We start from the raw sequence: 16240 nt of genomic DNA, 5'->3' as shown, positions 1-16240 counted from the left end.
GTGCCCAAGCGATCGCGCAGCGGCGGACCGGCCCGGCGGAACATCAACCGCGCGCCCTCGCCGCTGCTGGCGTTTACCCTGCCCTGGCTGACCATTCTGGTCGGTTCGCTCGTGCCCGGCTGGCTGATGATTGCCTCGGCTCCGGTGCTGCCCCCGCTGGGATTCCTGCTGTTCCTGTCCTGGCGGCAACTGCGGCCGGGTCTGTTGCCGATCTGGTCCGGCCTCCCACTTGGTCTGTTCGACGATTTGTTCTCGGGCCAGCCTTTCGGCGCTGCCGTGCTCTTGTGGTCACTCGCGGCCATCGTACTCGAACTGATCGAGGCGCGCGTGCCCTGGCGCAGCTTTCTCACCGAATGGCTGGTGGCGATCGGCCTGATCGTCACCTATATCGTTGCATGCCTGGTGCTGGTCAACCTGGCGGGTGCGGGCGCTCATGTGGGGATTATCCTGCCGCAAGTCGTGATTTCCGTGCTTTCCTATCCTCTGGTCGGACGCCTCGTCGCCGTTGTTGACCGCTTCCGGCTGACGCCCATCATGGTCGTGCAATGAAGATTTCATTCCGGCGTCTGCTACCCCAAATCCACACGACCTCCGCCACTCTGCGCAACAGCTTTGACCGGCGCAGTCTGGTGGTCGGATCGGTGCAGGGTGGCATCGGCATGCTGCTGGCCGCGCGCATGGGCTATCTCGCTGTCTTCGAGAACGAGAAATACAAGCTCGAAGCCGAAAGCAACCGAGTCAATCTTTCGCTCATTCCGCCGCGCCGGGGCTGGATTCTCGACCGGCATGGCACACCGCTGGCTTCCAACCATGCGGATTTCCGTGTCGATGCCATCCCGGCACGGATGAAGAATGTTGAACAGGAAATCGCCGCTGTAGAGCAATTGCTCCAGCTCGATGCCGTCCAGCGGCAGGATCTCGAAGACAAGATCGACAAGGCTCGCGGTTTTGCTGCCGTCGAAGTTGCCTCAGGCCTCGAGTGGGAGCGCTTCGCTGCCGTGAGCGTGCGTTTGCCCGACCTGCCGGGCATCGTCACTCAGCGGGGCTTTTCGCGGTACTACCCGAACGGTCCGTCGGTTGCGCATCTGATCGGCTATGTCGGTCCTGCTTCGGCTGAGGAATATCAGAAAGATCACGATCCATTGCTGATCACACCTGGCTACAAGGTCGGCAAGGACGGCCTTGAAAAGGTGTTCGAAAAGGAACTGCGCGGAAAGCCCGGTGCACGGCGAGTGGAAGTCACCGCCTCCGGCCGCATCGTGCGCGAACTGGAAACGCGCGAGGATACGCCTGGCCAATCGATCAAGCTGACGATCGACGGCGGGCTGCAGGACTACGCCGCACGGCGGATCGGCCTCCAGTCTGCCGCCGTTGTCGTGATCGACTGCCAGACCGGCGGCATCCTGGCACTTTGCTCGATGCCGGCGTTCGATCCGAACAGTTTTGCCGACGGGATCGGCCGTCTCGAATGGAAGATGCTCAACGAGGATGACCACATCCCGTTGCTGAACAAGGCCCTGCGCGGCCTGTATCCTCCCGGGTCGACAATGAAGCCGATGGCCGCCCTCGCGTTCCAGCTTCATGGCGTCTCTCCCGATGAACGGGTCAACTGTCCGGGCGGCTATCGGCTCGGCCGGCGTTTTTTCCGTTGTGACGCGGTGCACGGCTCGGTGGACATGCGCTCAGCGATTGAACGCAGCTGCAACACCTATTTCTGGAGCATGGTGCATCGGGTCGGCTACGATACCATCGCGCCGGTTGCGCGGTTGCTCGGGCTGGGCCAGGAATTCGATATCCCGGTCGCGCAGCAACGTTATGGCACCATTCCAGACGCTGCCTGGAAGATGCGCCGATATCATCAGGAATGGACAGCGGCTGATTCGCTGAATGCCTCGATCGGTCAGGGCTACGTCTCGGTCTCGCCTTTCCAGATGGCGGTGATGACGTCGCGCATCGCCAGCGGACACAATCTCCAGCCCTCGCTGCTCTACGGGCAGCCCAAGCCATTCGGACCGGCGTTGCCGTTCACCCCGGAACAACTGGCCGTCGTCCACGATGGAATGTTCAACGTCGTCAATGGCTCGGGTACCGGGCGAGGCAGCCGGATTGACATCAACGGTGTCTTGATGGCCGGCAAGACCGGGACCGCACAGGTGCGCAGAATGATTTCGCGCGGGCATGTGGCTGACTGGAAATCCCGCGATCACTCGCATTTCATCTGTTATGCTCCGACTGACTCCCCCCGCTATGCCATGTCCGTGGTCGTGGAACACGGCGGATTCGGCGCCAGCGCGGCGGCTCCGATTGCAAAGGACGTGATGACCTACCTGTTCGATCCCGGGAAGGCCTGGGATACGCTGCTGGCAATGGAAAAGGGCTGGGGAGGCACTGCGCAGGAACGTCTCGACGCGCGGTACCGGCAATATGTCGCGCAATACGGCGTTGGTGCGCCGAAGGTGTCTGCCGAGGAGGAAATCGAGAAAGCCAGAAAGGCACAGGACGCGGAGCCGGCTTCAAACGCGACACAGGCGCCCGCTGAGCCGGGCAGCCGTCAGGAAGCAGTCGGAGGGGAAGCGGCAGGTGCGCCCGGCGGGGCCGATGCGGGGGGCGAGGCTTCGACTGCGAACGGTCAGGCCGCATCGGCCACGTCAGGCGGCAATCCATGATGAGCAGGTCCATCATCCCCGAAGTCGTCGCTGCTCAGCCATGGCAGATGCTGATTCCGCTGTTCGGTCTCATTTCACTGGGCGCGGCAGTCCTGTATTCGGCCGCTGGCGGGCACCTGCATCCCTATGCGCTCAGCCACGTGATCCGTTTCGGGGTCTTCCTGGTAATGGCTATCGTCATTTCCCGGATGAGCCGGAACTTCTTCCGTATGGCGGCCTATCCCATCTACGGCGGTATCGTTGCGCTGCTGGTTCTGGTTGAACTGATTGGCGCCGTCGGCGGCGGCAGCCAGCGCTGGCTCAACCTCGGCTTCATGACGCTGCAGCCATCCGAACTGATGAAGCCTGCGATCGTTCTGGTGCTCGCCAGGTTCTACGAGACCTTGCCACCGCCCATGACCGGGAGTTGGCGGGGCCTGGTGCCCGCCGGTGTGCTGATCGGCATCCCCGCCGGATTGGTGGTTCTCCAGCCCGATCTGGGAACAGCGCTGGCAATCTGTTTCGGCGGAGCGGTCACGATGTTCCTCGCCGGACTTCCCCTGTGGTGGTTCCTGAGCGCCGGCGCAGCAGCAATTATCGCAATTCCAGTCGCGTTCTTCACGCTTCTGCACGATTATCAGCGCAATCGCGTCCTGACTTTCCTGGACCCGGAAAGCGACCCGTTGGGCACCGGCTATCACATCACCCAGTCCAAGATCGCGATTGGCTCCGGCGGTGTATTCGGCAAGGGCTTTGGCAACGGCACCCAGAGCCACCTCCAGTACCTGCCCGAGGCTCACACCGATTTCGTCTTTGCGACCATGGCGGAGGAATGGGGCTTCGTCGGCGGTCTGTTCGTGCTGTTCGTGTTCGGCGTGTTGCTGAACTGGGGCATGAACGTTGCCCGCAATTCCCCTGACCGCTTCTCCAGCCTGCTGGCGGCGGGCATGGCGGCTACGGTGTTCTTCTACGTCGCGATCAACCTGATGATGGTGATGGGCCTTGCGCCGGTTGTGGGAATCCCCCTGCCCTTCATGAGCCATGGCGGTACTTCGATGCTCACCAACATGATCTGCGTTGGCATCATGATGGCGGTAAACCGCTGGAATCAAAGGCCGGCGACATTCTCCTGAATTTCCTTCAAGTTTCCCCTTCCAATGCCCGGAACATACGTTATAGGAGCCGCTCCGCCGCCGAATCGGCGGGGCCGCAAGGCCCTTACCGGACAGGCAGCGTGGACGCATAGCTCAGTTGGTAGAGCAGCTGACTCTTAATCAGCGGGTCCTAGGTTCGAGCCCTAGTGCGTCCACCAAGCCTTCCTCCCGCGGTACTCGTGGGGACGCATAGCTCAGTTGGTAGAGCAGCTGACTCTTAATCAGCGGGTCCTAGGTTCGAGCCCTAGTGCGTCCACCACATCCCCAATCAAATCGGAAAATCGAACGGATCAGTGATCCGCCGACGTGGCTTCATCCTGAGGCATTTCGCTGGCTGAAACGCGGGCGTCGATATCCTCTGCCATCTTGCCGATTTTTGCGCTTGCGGCGTCGTACCGTTCGTCGAAACCGGGCTGACGCTGGCTACAGCCGCTTGCCGTGAGGACCAGCAGCACAAGGATTGTCCGGCGCTTCATCAGTAGTTCTTCTTGATCTGAACGTTGACGCTATTGGCGCCCGAGCCACCGGCCTGGCTGAGGACGGAAAGCCATTTCGTGACGCTGACTTCCAGCTGCGTCGCGGTGAAGCCACGGGCATCGGTAATCAGCTCGACGTAGATGTCGTCGGTCAGGTAATGCCCCGCGGCCAGAGCGGTGCCGCGCCCCGAAGCCTCATCCGCGCCGAGAATGCGCAGGCGATCGATACCGGCGGCCGAGCGCAGCTTGCCCAGCGGGTTGAGGCCTCCCCCTGTTCCGCGCAGCGAGTTGAGTGAACTGGCGAGTTGCACCGCCTGGATTGCCGAAAGATTGGCCACCGAACTGCCGAACAGAATGCGCGAAAGCACTTCGTCGTCCGGAAGCGATGGCGAGGAACTGAAGGAAACCTGCGGATTCATCGCCTGCCCGGAGACGACCACACTGACGTCCACGTCCTCGATCGTATCAGTGGCGGTGATCGCTACTGTCGGATCGATGGTCTTCCCGCCGGTGAATGTGATCAGGCCCTGCTCGATCTTGAAGGAATGCCCGGCAAAACCCAGCGTGCCGCGGATGCTGTTCACCTGACCCGTCATGACAGGCTCCGCGCTGGTTCCGCCCAGGTGGAACCTCGCGCTCCATTCCGATTCCAGCCCCATGCCCGATACGTAGAGCTTTTCCGGTGCCCTGAGGTTCAGGTCGAGGCGCAGCAGCGCAAAGACGCTGGAGAAGGCTGGCGCGACTTCGTCGCCTGTAACGCGCGTGATGCCCCGGCTCGGCTTGAAATGCACACCGGCGAGGCGCGGCACTTGTGCGGCCCCTTCGCGCACGATCTGATAGCGGGTCTCGGGAAGCTTCAAATCTCCGCTGAGCAGAGCCGGCTGGCCAGCGGTCTTGGTGAGATGCAGCGTGCCGATGGCCGTTGCCGCAAGCGCATTGCTCCGCGCCAGGCGGGCATTGTTCAACGTCACGGAAATGTCCGTTGGATACCCCGCCGCTGCGGCGAGGCTGACCTGGCCGCTGGCGCTGAGCGAGCCGCTGCCTGCCTTGGCCGTCAACGAAGTGATGTCCAGCGAATCGCCGGTGAACTTTCCGGCAAGATCCATGCTTGTGAGGCGGGTTCCGTAGGCCAGGTTTTCATAGGCCATCTCTCTGCCTCGCACGACGCCGTTGAGGCAGGGATCGGACACCCGGCACGAGAAGTCCGCTGCAAGTCCGATCGAGCCGGACAGTGTCTGCCCGCCCTGCCCGGCAAAGGAAAAAAGCGTATCGGCAGGACCATTGTAGCGAATACCGCCCCCCAGCGGTGCCTGCATCAGCCGGGCCGTCCAGGCGCCAGTCCCCGAAGGCAAAGGCCGTAGGCTGGCGACAAGGCGCCCGATCACCGATCCGCGTCGGCGGATGACGGCGCGCGCTTCTCCGCCGTCGGGCAACAGCTTGCCCACGAAGTTGACGTCGACGGGCTGGCTGACTGTGCTGGCGCTGGTCCGGGTGAAATCACTGATTGTTAGCCGCGCGTCGGCACGCGGGAATGCGGACGGACCGGTCTGCTCGAAATCGAGACTGCCGCTGGCCTTTCCGCCTATCCCGTATCCCGGCATGAAAGCGTTCACGAGTGCCATGTCGATGCTTTCCAGGCGGCTCTGGAGCTTCATTCCCGGCCCATAGCGCCCGGCGACCCTGGCAGTGCCGCCGCCGATGGAAATCCCGGTAGGCAGCAGTTCATAGCCGCCAGCCTTTGGAACGATGCGCGCGGGGCTTTCCGTCTTGATCGTCTGGCCACGCATGCGGCCGCGCAATGCCACCCGCCAGATGTCCGGTGTCAGGTCCGCATTGATGCCGAGCCGGAATGGTACACCGCTCACGCCTTCGACCAGTGCCTTGGCCTTTCCACGCCCGTCACGATAGTCGACGAGCACGCGGCCTGCCGCCAGGTCGAACGAGCCCAGTTGCGTACCCGCAAGCTGCGCGTCGGTCACGATCAGAGGCCGGTCATACAGGACCGCACGCCCGTCGATGATCGCCGAACCGATCGTCAGTTTGGCCGGCCCGTCGAATACCGCGTCGTTCGCGCGCAGATGGAAATTGACGGCCTGGTATTCGCCCTCCGCGTCAAGGTCGAGCACGCCCCCTACGCCGTTGCCATCGGCCGTCAATTTTCCCGAGAAAGGCCCGGAAGGTGTCTGGACAAGGTTTCCGGCAAAGCGAACGCCGGACAGATTGGCATCGTTGATCGCTACGGCGGTGGCCTTGCCGATGCCCAGCGTGACATCTGCCTTTAACGGCCCGTAGTCGGTGTGGCTGGTCAGGGCCAGGCGGTAGCCACCCTCCGCGCCGGTGACGCGGGCGTCGACATTCGCCAGCCCTATGCCCAGCCCCGGATGCTCTGCGGTCACATGCGCGTCGGGATCACGGATCGTGCCTGCCACCCGCACGCCGATAGCGCCGTAGCGCTCGGATGCCCCGTCCGCATTCAGCGCGATGCGCCCGTCCGGGGCCCAGAGGCCGTCTCCGTCCGTGATCCTCAGATCGGGCGCCGTCAGGCGAAGGCCGGAGAAGCGCACCACGGCATCCGGCCCGTAACGGACGTCGCTCGACGCGGCAAAATTGCCGCCGAGATAGCTCTGGAGACTGTCGTTGAGCAGTTTTGTCGATTTGGCCTTTACGGAACCCTGCAGGATGAAGCCGCCGGTTTCCGTCTTCAGGTCCATGTTGGTGCGGATATTGAAGATGCCGACGCCGGCGAGCCGGTAGTTGTCTATGCTGCCGTCGATGGCGCCGGTGTAGAGGCCCTTGCTCACGTCGGCCACCAGGATCAGTCCGGCATCGATCCTGTCGGACCTGAGCCGCATGTTGTCCGACAGGATCCGGGATCCCTCTATCGCGAGATCGCCATTCAGGGTGACATTGGGCAGCGTGCCGCCTGCCACTGTATCCAGCCCGGTCACCCGCTGCACTTTCGCGGCCACGGGGATCATGATGTGACCGGCATCGACCTTGGCAGCTCCGCTCGCGGCAAGGTTCTCCAGCCCCATGCCGTTCATGACGATCTGCCGCGCGCTGATCTGATAGGCGATGGCCGGAGTGGCGAATGCGCCATCGAGCGTTGCCAGCGCGCGCAGGCCTGCGCCGCTCAGGTTCTCGGCCAGCGCCGACGGCTTGAGCAGTTCGAAGGCAAGCTGGAGCTGCTCAAACCGGTTCTTGCCCAGATCGATCGTGCCGGTCGGCGTTAGGTTGAACGCATCGCTTTCGATCATGCCCGTCAGTTTCGCGCGCCGCTGGTCCAGCTCGGCCGAAACGTCGACGTGCGTCACCGGCCCCAGCAGGTTTGCGGTCGGCCCGCTGAACAGCAGGGCAATGCGTGTGGGGCCGTTGATGGCAAAGGTGCCGTTGCGTGCGGTCAGGTTGAGCCGGGCCAGTTCCCCTTGCCCCAGATCGGCATTCAGGGCCCCGTTCCATGCGGTCCAGTCACCCTTTCCGCCGACCTTGAGCTTGAGCGGCTGTTTCAGCCCGCCAAGCGACGCGATGAGGCCGCCAGTGGGCGCGTCCATGTCGAGATCGATAGCCAGGCGGTTCTTCGCAGGCACGGCATCGAGATCGAGCGTAAAGGCATCGCCGCCTTCCCTGCCTTCGATCGCGATTGTGCCGCCCTTCGCTTTCACCTGAGCGCGGCCATCCGCGATATGGGCACTGCCATCGATCGTTACGATGCGGCGCTCGCCGGAAACGGGAGGTTCGGCAATGAAGCGGCCGATGCGCAACGTGCCTACATCGATGTCGATGTCCGGCAGTAGCGGCTCGTCGCTGGGTGGTGTCTCCTTGAACTCCGGCACCCGGCGCAGAATCATGCGCTGGGCAATGGCGCTGCGCACATCGACATGGTCGTCGAGATAGGCGAAAGGCCGCCAGTCCACGTCGATCTCGGGTGAAAAGAGAAATTCCCCCTTGGTATCGCGTACCGACAGATCGTGGAGCGTCATCTTGCCGTAAAGCGATCCCTCGATCCTGCCCACCGTAATGCGCATGCCGTTCTCGAACTTGAGCGCGGCGATCTGGTTCGCTACGAAGCGATGCCCCGGACCGGTGTCGATCCCGAATATCACCGCAATAACAAGTCCGGTGAGGCCGAGCACGGCCAGGATTACCGTCTTCAATGCGCGGACCTTGGCGCGTTGCCAAAGTGTGGGAGTCGCCGAATCCGGACCGGCGGTGTCATCGCTTTGAGCCGTTACCGGGATGCTGTCCTCGTCCGTCATCAGAACGCTTGCCCGATCGAGACGTAGACATTGATCAGCGATTCACCCGACCGCCGGTTGATGGGCGTTGCCACGTCGAGGCGGATCGGTCCGAAATTGGTGTAGAACCGGCCGCCGAGACCTACGCCATATCGCATGTCAGAGAACTGCGGCATCGTCTCGCGGTAGGCCTGCCCCGCGTCGACAAACGCCACGACGCCATAGTTGCCGAAACGGTAACGCGCCTCGAACGAGCCTTCGTTGAGGCTGCGCCCGCCCACCGGCTTGCCGTCGGGTGCCTGCTCGCCAAGGCCCTGATAGGCATAGCCGCGCACTGAGCCGCCGCCACCCGCGTAGAGCCGCCGCGACGGCGCGATATCGAACAGGCCGGTTCCCTGGATAGTTCCCAACCGGATGCGGCCTGCGAGAACCAGGCTGTCGCTGACCGCGTAGTAGGTCGATGTGTCGAACCGGGCCCGGACATAGGGATTGAAGCCCCCGTCGATGGTCGTTTCAGGTTGAACCAGAGCCGTCACGCGAAAGCCCTTGGCGGGATTGAGCAGGTCGTCCGTCGTGTCAAAGCCCAGCTGCCCGTTGAGCCCGGCCACATAGTAGGTGTGACGTTTCCGCTCGCCGGTCCCGGCATCGTAGTCGGTTTCAGCGGTTGCCAGCAGTTCGACGCCATAGGCATAGGTGTAGCGCTTTTGCCAAAGCGGTGTGGAATCGCGGCTGATGCGGGCCGCCAGCCGTCCCGTGTAGGCACTGTAGGCATCGTAGTCGTTGTGGAAGGCCTCGGCTGTTGCCTCGAACGTCCGGTCACGCTTGCCTGCGTTCGAACGCCGGAACGTGACGCCTGCCCCCTGTTGTTGCGTACCGGCGGTAGCACTGGCTATCAGCGCGCCTTCCGGCGGGAACAGGTTGCGGTGGGTCCAGGATGCCTGCGCGCTAATGCCTTCGCCCGCAGCGTAGCCTACCGAGCCAGCAATCGTGCGCGGCGGCCCGGCTTCCTGTTGTACATGGAGCGTGACATACTCGGTCCCGTCGCCTTGCGTCTCACCGTTGCGCTGTGGTGCGACCGAGACGGCGCGAAAAAGATTGGTGGCGATCAGTGCCTTGCGCAGATCATCTACCTTGCGGCTGTCATAGAGCTCGCCCTGCTTGAACCGCGAGAGAACGTGGATGTGGTCAGCGCTGAACGCCAGGCTGCCGTCGGTGGTGAAACTGTCGAACCGTCCGCGTGGCCCAACAGCAACCGGCAGCTTGTAGACACCTTCTCCGGTGTCCCGGTCGAGCAGAATGTCGCGTTCTCCCACTTCGGCGAAAGGATAGCCATTTTCGGGCAGAGCCACCGCGACTTGCGCTTCTGCGCCCTGCACGCGGTCGGCGATGATGGGGCCGCCGGTTTTCAGCGCGAGATTGTTCCGGATCAGGTCAGGCGGCTCGGTCGGGGCAGCCTCGATGACGATGTCCGAGAAGACGTAACGCTTGCCTGGCTTGACCGAAAGCAGTGCGACAAGCCCCTTGCGGTCCTTGTCGCGCGATGGCGTGAGACGCGAACGTACGACCGGCGAATACCAGCCCTCCGAAGCAAGGATCGTTTGGAGAAGCTGGCTGTCCTCGTTCAGCCGTGCCCGTACCATCGCCGTGTTGGCGGCTTTCCCATCGCCCTGTTTGAGCGCGGAAAACGAATTGAACTCCCCCTTAAGGCTTACATCAGTCTGCTTGTCGGCTTCTTCCAGCCCTTCCAGATCTACCGAATAGGCGACTTCCACTTCCTTCTCGTCAGTGGACTCGTCTTCAGCAAACTGGACCGGGGTAACTTCGAACGTGTCGAGCGATGGCAACGGTGCCGCAAGCTCGGTGTCGGTGACGGGGGCATCGCCGATTTCCTCTGCGGCATCCCCATCGGCCAGCGAGGCATCACCGAGCGGCGGCGACTGCCCCTCTTCGGGAGTAGCGCCCGATTGTTCCGCCGCCAGCCTTCGTTCGAAGGATTCGAGCGATTCCAGCGGTTTGTCGAGTTCCGGGTCATCCTGCGCATCAAGCGTGGGCACGGACGCGTTGAATTCCTTGTCCGATATGACCGGCTCAACTTCGGGGAGTGTTGCATCGGCCGGTGGCGCAGGCACGGCAACATGGCCGGCTGAGAGCTGCTCTTCGCTGGCGTTGGCATTCTCCGCATCCACGCCGGGCGCGGAAGGCGTGCCTTGCGCAAGCACTGGCGAAGCTGAAGACGCAAGGACTGCGGAAAGGGCCAGCAGTCCGGCCTCTCGCCGGTACCGAAGGCCGCAAAAGGCTGGACGATCAACTAACCGAGACATGAGAAACGCTGCGAATCACCCCTTAGCGAGACCGGACGACACGATCCTTCCTGAACATCGCTATCGCATTGCAACACGCAAAGTTCCCGTGCAGACTCCGGTCCATGCCGAAAAGCGACGCCCCGGCCTGCGAACCGCCTCCCGGCGCCACTGCAACGTCGCCATGGGCGATGCCCTGGCCCGCGTGGCGTACAGTGCTTAAACGTGTCTGGGTGATGACGGGTTTTCACGAACTGGGTCTGCTGGCTGCGGGCTTAGCCTTCTACACTTTTCTGGCACTTACGCCACTCATCGCAGCCACCGTGATGATCTATGGGCTAATCGGCGATACCGATACGGTTGGCAAGCAGATGGAGAAACTGGCGCGAGTCCTTCCTCCCGAAGCGACCCACCTGCTGGAAGGGCAATTGATCCGTATCGTCTCCACCAGCTCGGGCGTGACCGGACTCGCTTTGGCGATCGCGCTGTTCTTCGCGATCTTCGGCGGAATGCGGGCCGCCAGCGGCATGATCAGTGCCCTCAACATCATCAACGACGAACACGAGACACGCGGAACGATCGCGTTGTCGCTGCGTCAGGCCGCACTGACGGTCGCCACGATTCTGGTAGCGCTTACCGGTGTTGTGTCTGGCGGTGTCTTCGCGTGGCTCCAGACGCATGCGAGTGTCTATCTCGGCGCATCTTCCCAGATGCTGTTCAAGTCACTGACGTGGATCGCCGCGATCTGCCTGGGTAGCGCGGGGTTCGCGCTGATCATGCGCTATGGCCCGGACCGCCGCCCCGCCAAGTGGCGCTGGCTGACACCGGGATCTCTTCTGGCCACGTTGCTGTGGATCGCCATTTCGTTCGGCTTCTCGCTCTATGTAGCCTATATCAGCGACTACAACGCCACCTACGGATCATTGTCCGCAGTGGTCGTGTTTCTGATGTGGATGTACCTTTCGGCCTATGGCGTTCTGCTAGGCGCGCTTCTGAATGCTGAGATCGAGCGGCAGGTCCATTGCGATACGACAGTGGGGCCCGAGCGCCCGCCCGGCGAGCGCGGTGCAGTGCTCGCCGATGTCATCGAACAAGCAGTGCCGTCGCTCGAGCAGCTGGAACAGAACAAGCGTAGCCGGGCAGCAGTCGCGCGCCAGAGAGCGGGGGTGCCCTGACTTCAGGTACGCTCTCTGATCTCTACAGGTTGCCTTGCAGCATCGAGCCTGATCACGAGATCGGCGCGGCCGGGCATTTCCTGCAGAATGAAGCGCGTCAGTCTTTCGTAATGGGCAACAAACCGCGCGATAGACGCTTCATCCATCACCTTGCCGCCCTTCCCCACGTTTGCCGCAAGTTCGTGTTCCTGTTCCAGCCGCCAGTTCTGGACCACCTCGAAACCCGGTGCGGCTAGCAGAATTAATCTGTCAATCCGCGCGAACAATGTTTGGTAAGCGGTTGAAAGTGAATCGTTCACGTAAGTGCGCCAGTTGGCGTCGACATCCTCGCTTGCTTCCAGCACATTGACCGGCACCAGCAAATCGACCCGTGCCTGCGGTCGTGCTCCTACGCACCAGCCTTCGAACAGCAGCACATTGCATTCCAGCGGGGAACTTGGCCATTCACTCTGCGGAGCGCGGTCGTCATGAGCCTTGTCGAAACGCGGCAAGGCGACACGTTCGCCGGCATCGAGCGCGGCAAACACGGACAGTCCCAAGGTGACATCGTGTGTGCCGGGAACCCCGCGCGTTGCCAGCAAGGGATGGACGTCGCGTGCCAGCGTCTGCCGCTCCGCAAGGGTCAGGTAAAGATCATCGATCGAGAGCACCGCCGCCCGCAAACCGGCACCTTCACATGCCTTCAGCACGGCCCGCGCCAGAGTCGTCTTGCCCGAGCCCTGTGCGCCGCACAGGCCGATAACGGCGGGCCGCCGGGGAGACTGAGCAAATACCGCTTGCACTTGCGCCATGACGGCAGTGATCACGCGCGGGTCAGGCCGGTGCGTCATGGTGCGAAACAGGCAGCCTGGCCATGGCGGCGCCCTTCGGCATCGGCGAGGTTCCACACCACCGCCGGGCCAATGTGGAACCGCTTTCCCTTGGCGCTGATGCGGACGCCCGCGTAGTCGTCGATAAAGCCGTTGGCGGTGACCCGGTCCAGCAGAGCCTGCCGTTCCTCACGCAAGGGCGCTTCGGCGGAAAGCCGGGAAGGTATGCGGGTAAAGGCTTCCACGTCTGTTTCGAAAGCGGTGAGCGCAGCCGCATTGCCGAAGAAAAATATGGGGTCCGTTTCGGTGCCATGCGCGACGATAGCGAGAGGTGAAGCCCACAAGGCGGCAAGCACATCACTTGCCTCTCCGGTCAGCGGCTGTCCCAGCAGCCGGGCATAACTCTCCGCGATCAACGCGATCCGCGCAGCCCTTTCCGGTTCGCGGTAGATGACGGGGACCGGACCAGTCATGCCAGTTCCGCAGCGGCCGGTACCGGCTGCGCGGCCCGTTCCGCAGAACGTACCGAGCGCAGCACGAAACCGGCGTAGAACTCCGTCAGCGCTTCGAGCGAATATTCAGCCAGCGCATCGAGCGGCGAGCCATCCTCGTGCCGGTACCAGTCGGCGCCCGAGTTGAGCATGCGCATGATTGCCGAGATCGTCAGATAGCTATCGATCCTGGCATGGAACTGCCCCTCCAGGACCCCCTGCTCCAGCACGCTGCGCCAGGCCTCGAAGGTTTCCTTGCGTGCTTTCATCAGATAGAGAAAATCGGGATTGCGGCGGAAGAGTTTGCGCTCGTTGAAAATGATCGCATAGGCCTCGATCCGCCCCGCCAGCGCTGCCAGTTCCTCGCGGATCAACGTCACGAGCTTCGTCTCGGCATCGCAAGGCAAGGCGGCAATGCATTGTGCCCGCTCACGCTGGTCCAGCACCGCGTCGCGCACGGCTTCGCCGAGCATTTCTTCCTTCGTCGCGAAATGATGATAGAGGCTGCCGGACAGAATGTTCACGTCATCAGCGATCTGGCGCACGGTCGTCGCCTCGAAACCGAACTCGGCAAACCGGCGTGCCGCAGCCTCGAGGATTGCCTGACGCCGATCCTCTTTCTTCTTGCGCGCGCTGACCAGCCTTGTTGCCAACTGCAAACCTTCCGCCTGCCTTTACATCCTTCTGCCCTAGCAAGCCACCGCCCCAATTGCGAGCCGGCCAAGATGCGATTTACAATGGCTCAAACTGCCTTAGACAAGACGCCAAATCATGGGAGAGGTTTCGATATGCGGCGTAGGATCCTGCCGGTCTTGGCGATCACGGCGGTTGTTTTCGCAGGTGCTCTAGGTGGATGTTCCGGCCCTGGCGGCAGTTCCAGCGCATCCGATGCTGGGGTAGGCGGCGGAGACGACTGGACCGGCGTGGGCGGCGGCGCCGACGAGACGAGCTATTCGCGGCTCGATCAGGTGACCACCGGCAGTATAAGCAAACTGGGCCTGGCATGGTCGCTCGATTTGCCGGGCGAAGTCACCCTGGAGGCGACCCCGGTCGAGGTGGGCGGAACGATCTATTTCACCGGCAGCCATGCCAAGGTCTACGCGGTCGATGCCAGGACCGGCCAGATCAAATGGACCTACGATCCCGAAACGTGGAAGCACAACCCGAAGGCGATGCACTTCTCTTTCGGGGCCAACCGCGGTGTCGCCTTTGAGAATGGCAGGGTCTATGCTGCCTCGCTCGATGGGCGCCTGTTCGCTCTCGATGCCGGGACCGGCAAGGAGCTGTGGGTCGCCGAGACCATCCCCGAGGGCGTCAACGCGATCGTGACCGGCGCACCGCGCGTGATGAACGGCAAGGTCATCATCGGCAACGGTGGCGCGGACTTCGGCACGCGGGGCTTCGTGACGGCATACGACGACGCGACCGGCAAGCAGCTCTGGCGCTTTTACATCGTTCCCGGCTCGCCAGAGGACAACAAGGGCAACCCTGCCATGGAAGCGGCCGCCAAGACCTGGGAGGACGGCTTCTGGAAGAAGACCGGCGGCGGTGGCGGGCCGTGGAATGCGATGACGTTCGATCCGGAAATGGACCGCGTCTACATTGGTACCGGCAACGCCGCCCCATACGATCAGCAGGCGCGCGGCCCCGGGGGCAATCTCTACACTGCCTCAATCCTCGCGCTCGACGCCGCCACCGGCAAGTACGCCTGGCACTACCAGCCCGTGCCCGGCGATTCCTGGGACTATGACAATACCTCGCAGATGACGCTGGCCAGTCTCGAAATTGGCGGAAAAATGCACAAGGTGCTGATGCAGGCGCCCAAGAACGGCTTCTTCTACGTCATCGACCGGGAGACCGGAAAGCTGCTCAACGAACCCGGCAAGACGACCAAGGTCACCTGGGCTACGCGTGTCGATCCGAAGACCGGAGTTCCGGAAATCAGCCCCGATGCGCACTACGTGACCGGAGCCTCGATCGTGTGGCCGGGCGGTGTCGGCGGACATGACTGGCAGTCGATGAGTTTCAGCCCGCGCACGGGGCTCGTCTACATTCCGGTGCAGCAGATCGCCCAGCGCTTCTCGCGCGAAGGCGGGCCGGACGATGCGTTCGACGTCATGGGTGTGTCGGTCAGCGCGCTCAAGAAAGACCCCGGCGACGGCCATGGCTCGCTGGTCGCCTGGGATCCGGTGGCGCAGAAGGAAGTCTGGCGCGTCCAGCACAAGGGCCTGTGGAACGGCGGGACACTGGCGACCGCGGGCGGTCTGGTCTTCCAGGGCACCGCTACGGGCTACTTCAAGGCCTACGACGGCAAGACCGGCAAGGAACTCTGGAAGTTCAACGCTGGGCTCGGCATTGTCGGCGCACCGATGAGCTACAGCCTCGGCGGCAAGCAATACGTGTCGGTGCTGGCCGGCTATGGGGGCTCAACTGCCGCTTACGGGCAATTGATGGACATGGGCTACAAGTTCGGCGTGCAGCCCCGGCGGCTGCTGACATTCGCCATCGGCGGCGACAAGACGCTTCCAGCCTCACCGCCACCCGATTTCACCGTTCACGCGCTCGATGATCCGTCGCTCAAGCTCAACGAGGCGGATGTCGCCGCCGGACGCGCGCTTTCGGTGCAATGCGCCGCCTGCCACGGCGTCGGCCTGCACGCCACCGGAACGCCGGGGCCGGACTTGCGGGAATCGGCAATCGCGCTTGACCCAGGCAGTCTCAAGGACCTGCTGCATTCGGGCGCCTTGATGGAACTGGGAATGCCGCGCTTCGAGTATCTGACGGACACGCAAATCCGCCAGATTCACGCCTATATCCGGGCCAGGGCCCGCGAGGCGCTGGGGAAGCGGCCCAAGGACGATACGGCGCCTTCGGGCCCGTCGTGATCTCCGTTATCGTGCCAGCGATCAGCCGGGACAGCGGTTGAAGCGAGGGGCCCTCCCCGCGTAGCTACGG

11 protein-coding genes and 2 tRNA genes are annotated in these 16240 nt (G+C 63.0%); 7 read left to right on the top strand and 6 right to left on the bottom strand.

Annotated features, from left to right (window positions below; translation table 11 throughout):
• The 5 genes from MTR64_RS02585 to MTR64_RS02565 all read left to right on the top strand — a co-directional run bounded on the left by MTR64_RS02585 (position 1) and on the right by MTR64_RS02565 (position 4058).
• On the top strand, positions 1–549 hold the full coding sequence (locus tag MTR64_RS02585; RefSeq protein WP_243990420.1) for a rod shape-determining protein MreD: 549 nt from the start codon (positions 1–3) through the stop codon (positions 547–549).
• Entirely contained in the window at positions 546–2666 is a 2121-nt protein-coding gene (gene mrdA, locus MTR64_RS02580) for a penicillin-binding protein 2 (RefSeq protein WP_243990419.1), read from the top strand. The genes MTR64_RS02585 and mrdA overlap by 4 nt, the downstream gene beginning before the upstream one ends.
• Complete coding sequence (gene rodA / locus MTR64_RS02575) at positions 2666–3778, top strand: rod shape-determining protein RodA (protein ID WP_243990699.1); 1113 nt, start codon at positions 2666–2668, stop codon at positions 3776–3778. The genes mrdA and rodA overlap by 1 nt, the downstream gene beginning before the upstream one ends.
• A gap of 103 nt (positions 3779–3881) precedes the next feature.
• A tRNA-Lys gene (locus MTR64_RS02570) sits at positions 3882–3957 on the top strand.
• Positions 3958–3982: 25 nt separating this feature from the next.
• Positions 3983–4058: transfer RNA gene (locus MTR64_RS02565), tRNA-Lys, on the top strand.
• Positions 4059–4089: 31 nt separating this feature from the next.
• Here the strand turns inward: MTR64_RS02565 and MTR64_RS02560 are convergent.
• From MTR64_RS02560 to MTR64_RS02550, 3 genes are read right to left on the bottom strand one after another with little or no spacing between them, the layout of a single operon-like run.
• On the bottom strand, positions 4090–4275 hold the full coding sequence (locus tag MTR64_RS02560) for a hypothetical protein (protein WP_243990411.1): 186 nt from the start codon (positions 4273–4275) through the stop codon (positions 4090–4092).
• The gene (locus MTR64_RS02555; protein ID WP_243990409.1) at positions 4275–8531 is read right to left on the bottom strand and encodes a translocation/assembly module TamB domain-containing protein; all 4257 of its coding nucleotides are present in this window, start codon (positions 8529–8531) and stop codon (positions 4275–4277) included. The genes MTR64_RS02560 and MTR64_RS02555 overlap by 1 nt, the downstream gene beginning before the upstream one ends.
• The gene (locus MTR64_RS02550; RefSeq protein ID WP_243990400.1) at positions 8531–10831 is read right to left on the bottom strand and encodes an autotransporter assembly complex protein TamA; all 2301 of its coding nucleotides are present in this window, start codon (positions 10829–10831) and stop codon (positions 8531–8533) included. Before MTR64_RS02550 ends, MTR64_RS02555 begins: the two co-directional genes overlap by 1 nt.
• 104 nt (positions 10832–10935) lie before the next feature.
• Between MTR64_RS02550 and MTR64_RS02545 the strand changes: the two genes are divergently transcribed.
• The gene (locus MTR64_RS02545) at positions 10936–11985 is read left to right on the top strand and encodes a YihY/virulence factor BrkB family protein (protein ID WP_243990391.1); all 1050 of its coding nucleotides are present in this window, start codon (positions 10936–10938) and stop codon (positions 11983–11985) included.
• Positions 11986–11987: 2 nt separating this feature from the next.
• Here MTR64_RS02545 and MTR64_RS02540 read toward each other — a convergent pair whose 3' ends face one another.
• The 3 genes from MTR64_RS02540 to MTR64_RS02530 are packed head-to-tail and all read right to left on the bottom strand — an operon-like array spanning position 11988 to position 13944.
• Complete coding sequence (locus MTR64_RS02540; protein ID WP_243990697.1) at positions 11988–12776, bottom strand: kinase; 789 nt, start codon at positions 12774–12776, stop codon at positions 11988–11990.
• Positions 12777–12811: 35 nt separating this feature from the next.
• Positions 12812–13267 carry an MEKHLA domain-containing protein gene (locus MTR64_RS02535; protein ID WP_243990389.1) on the bottom strand — a complete coding sequence of 152 codons (456 nt, stop codon included), beginning with the start codon at positions 13265–13267 and terminating at the stop codon, positions 12812–12814.
• A complete protein-coding gene (locus MTR64_RS02530; protein WP_327194241.1) occupies positions 13264–13944 on the bottom strand; it encodes a TetR/AcrR family transcriptional regulator in 681 nt (226 codons plus the stop codon). The genes MTR64_RS02535 and MTR64_RS02530 overlap by 4 nt, the downstream gene beginning before the upstream one ends.
• 129 nt (positions 13945–14073) lie before the next feature.
• Between MTR64_RS02530 and MTR64_RS02520 the strand changes: the two genes are divergently transcribed.
• On the top strand, positions 14074–16170 hold the full coding sequence (locus MTR64_RS02520) for a PQQ-dependent dehydrogenase, methanol/ethanol family (protein WP_243990387.1): 2097 nt from the start codon (positions 14074–14076) through the stop codon (positions 16168–16170).
• The last annotated feature ends 70 nt before the right edge of the window (positions 16171–16240 follow it).

The organism is Novosphingobium album (ex Hu et al. 2023) (genome assembly GCF_022832385.1).
In the GTDB taxonomy this organism is placed as follows: domain Bacteria; phylum Pseudomonadota; class Alphaproteobacteria; order Sphingomonadales; family Sphingomonadaceae; genus Novosphingobium; species Novosphingobium album.
The sequence above is the reverse complement of the archived record's forward strand: the minus strand, read 5'-3'. Positions and strand labels throughout refer to the sequence as shown.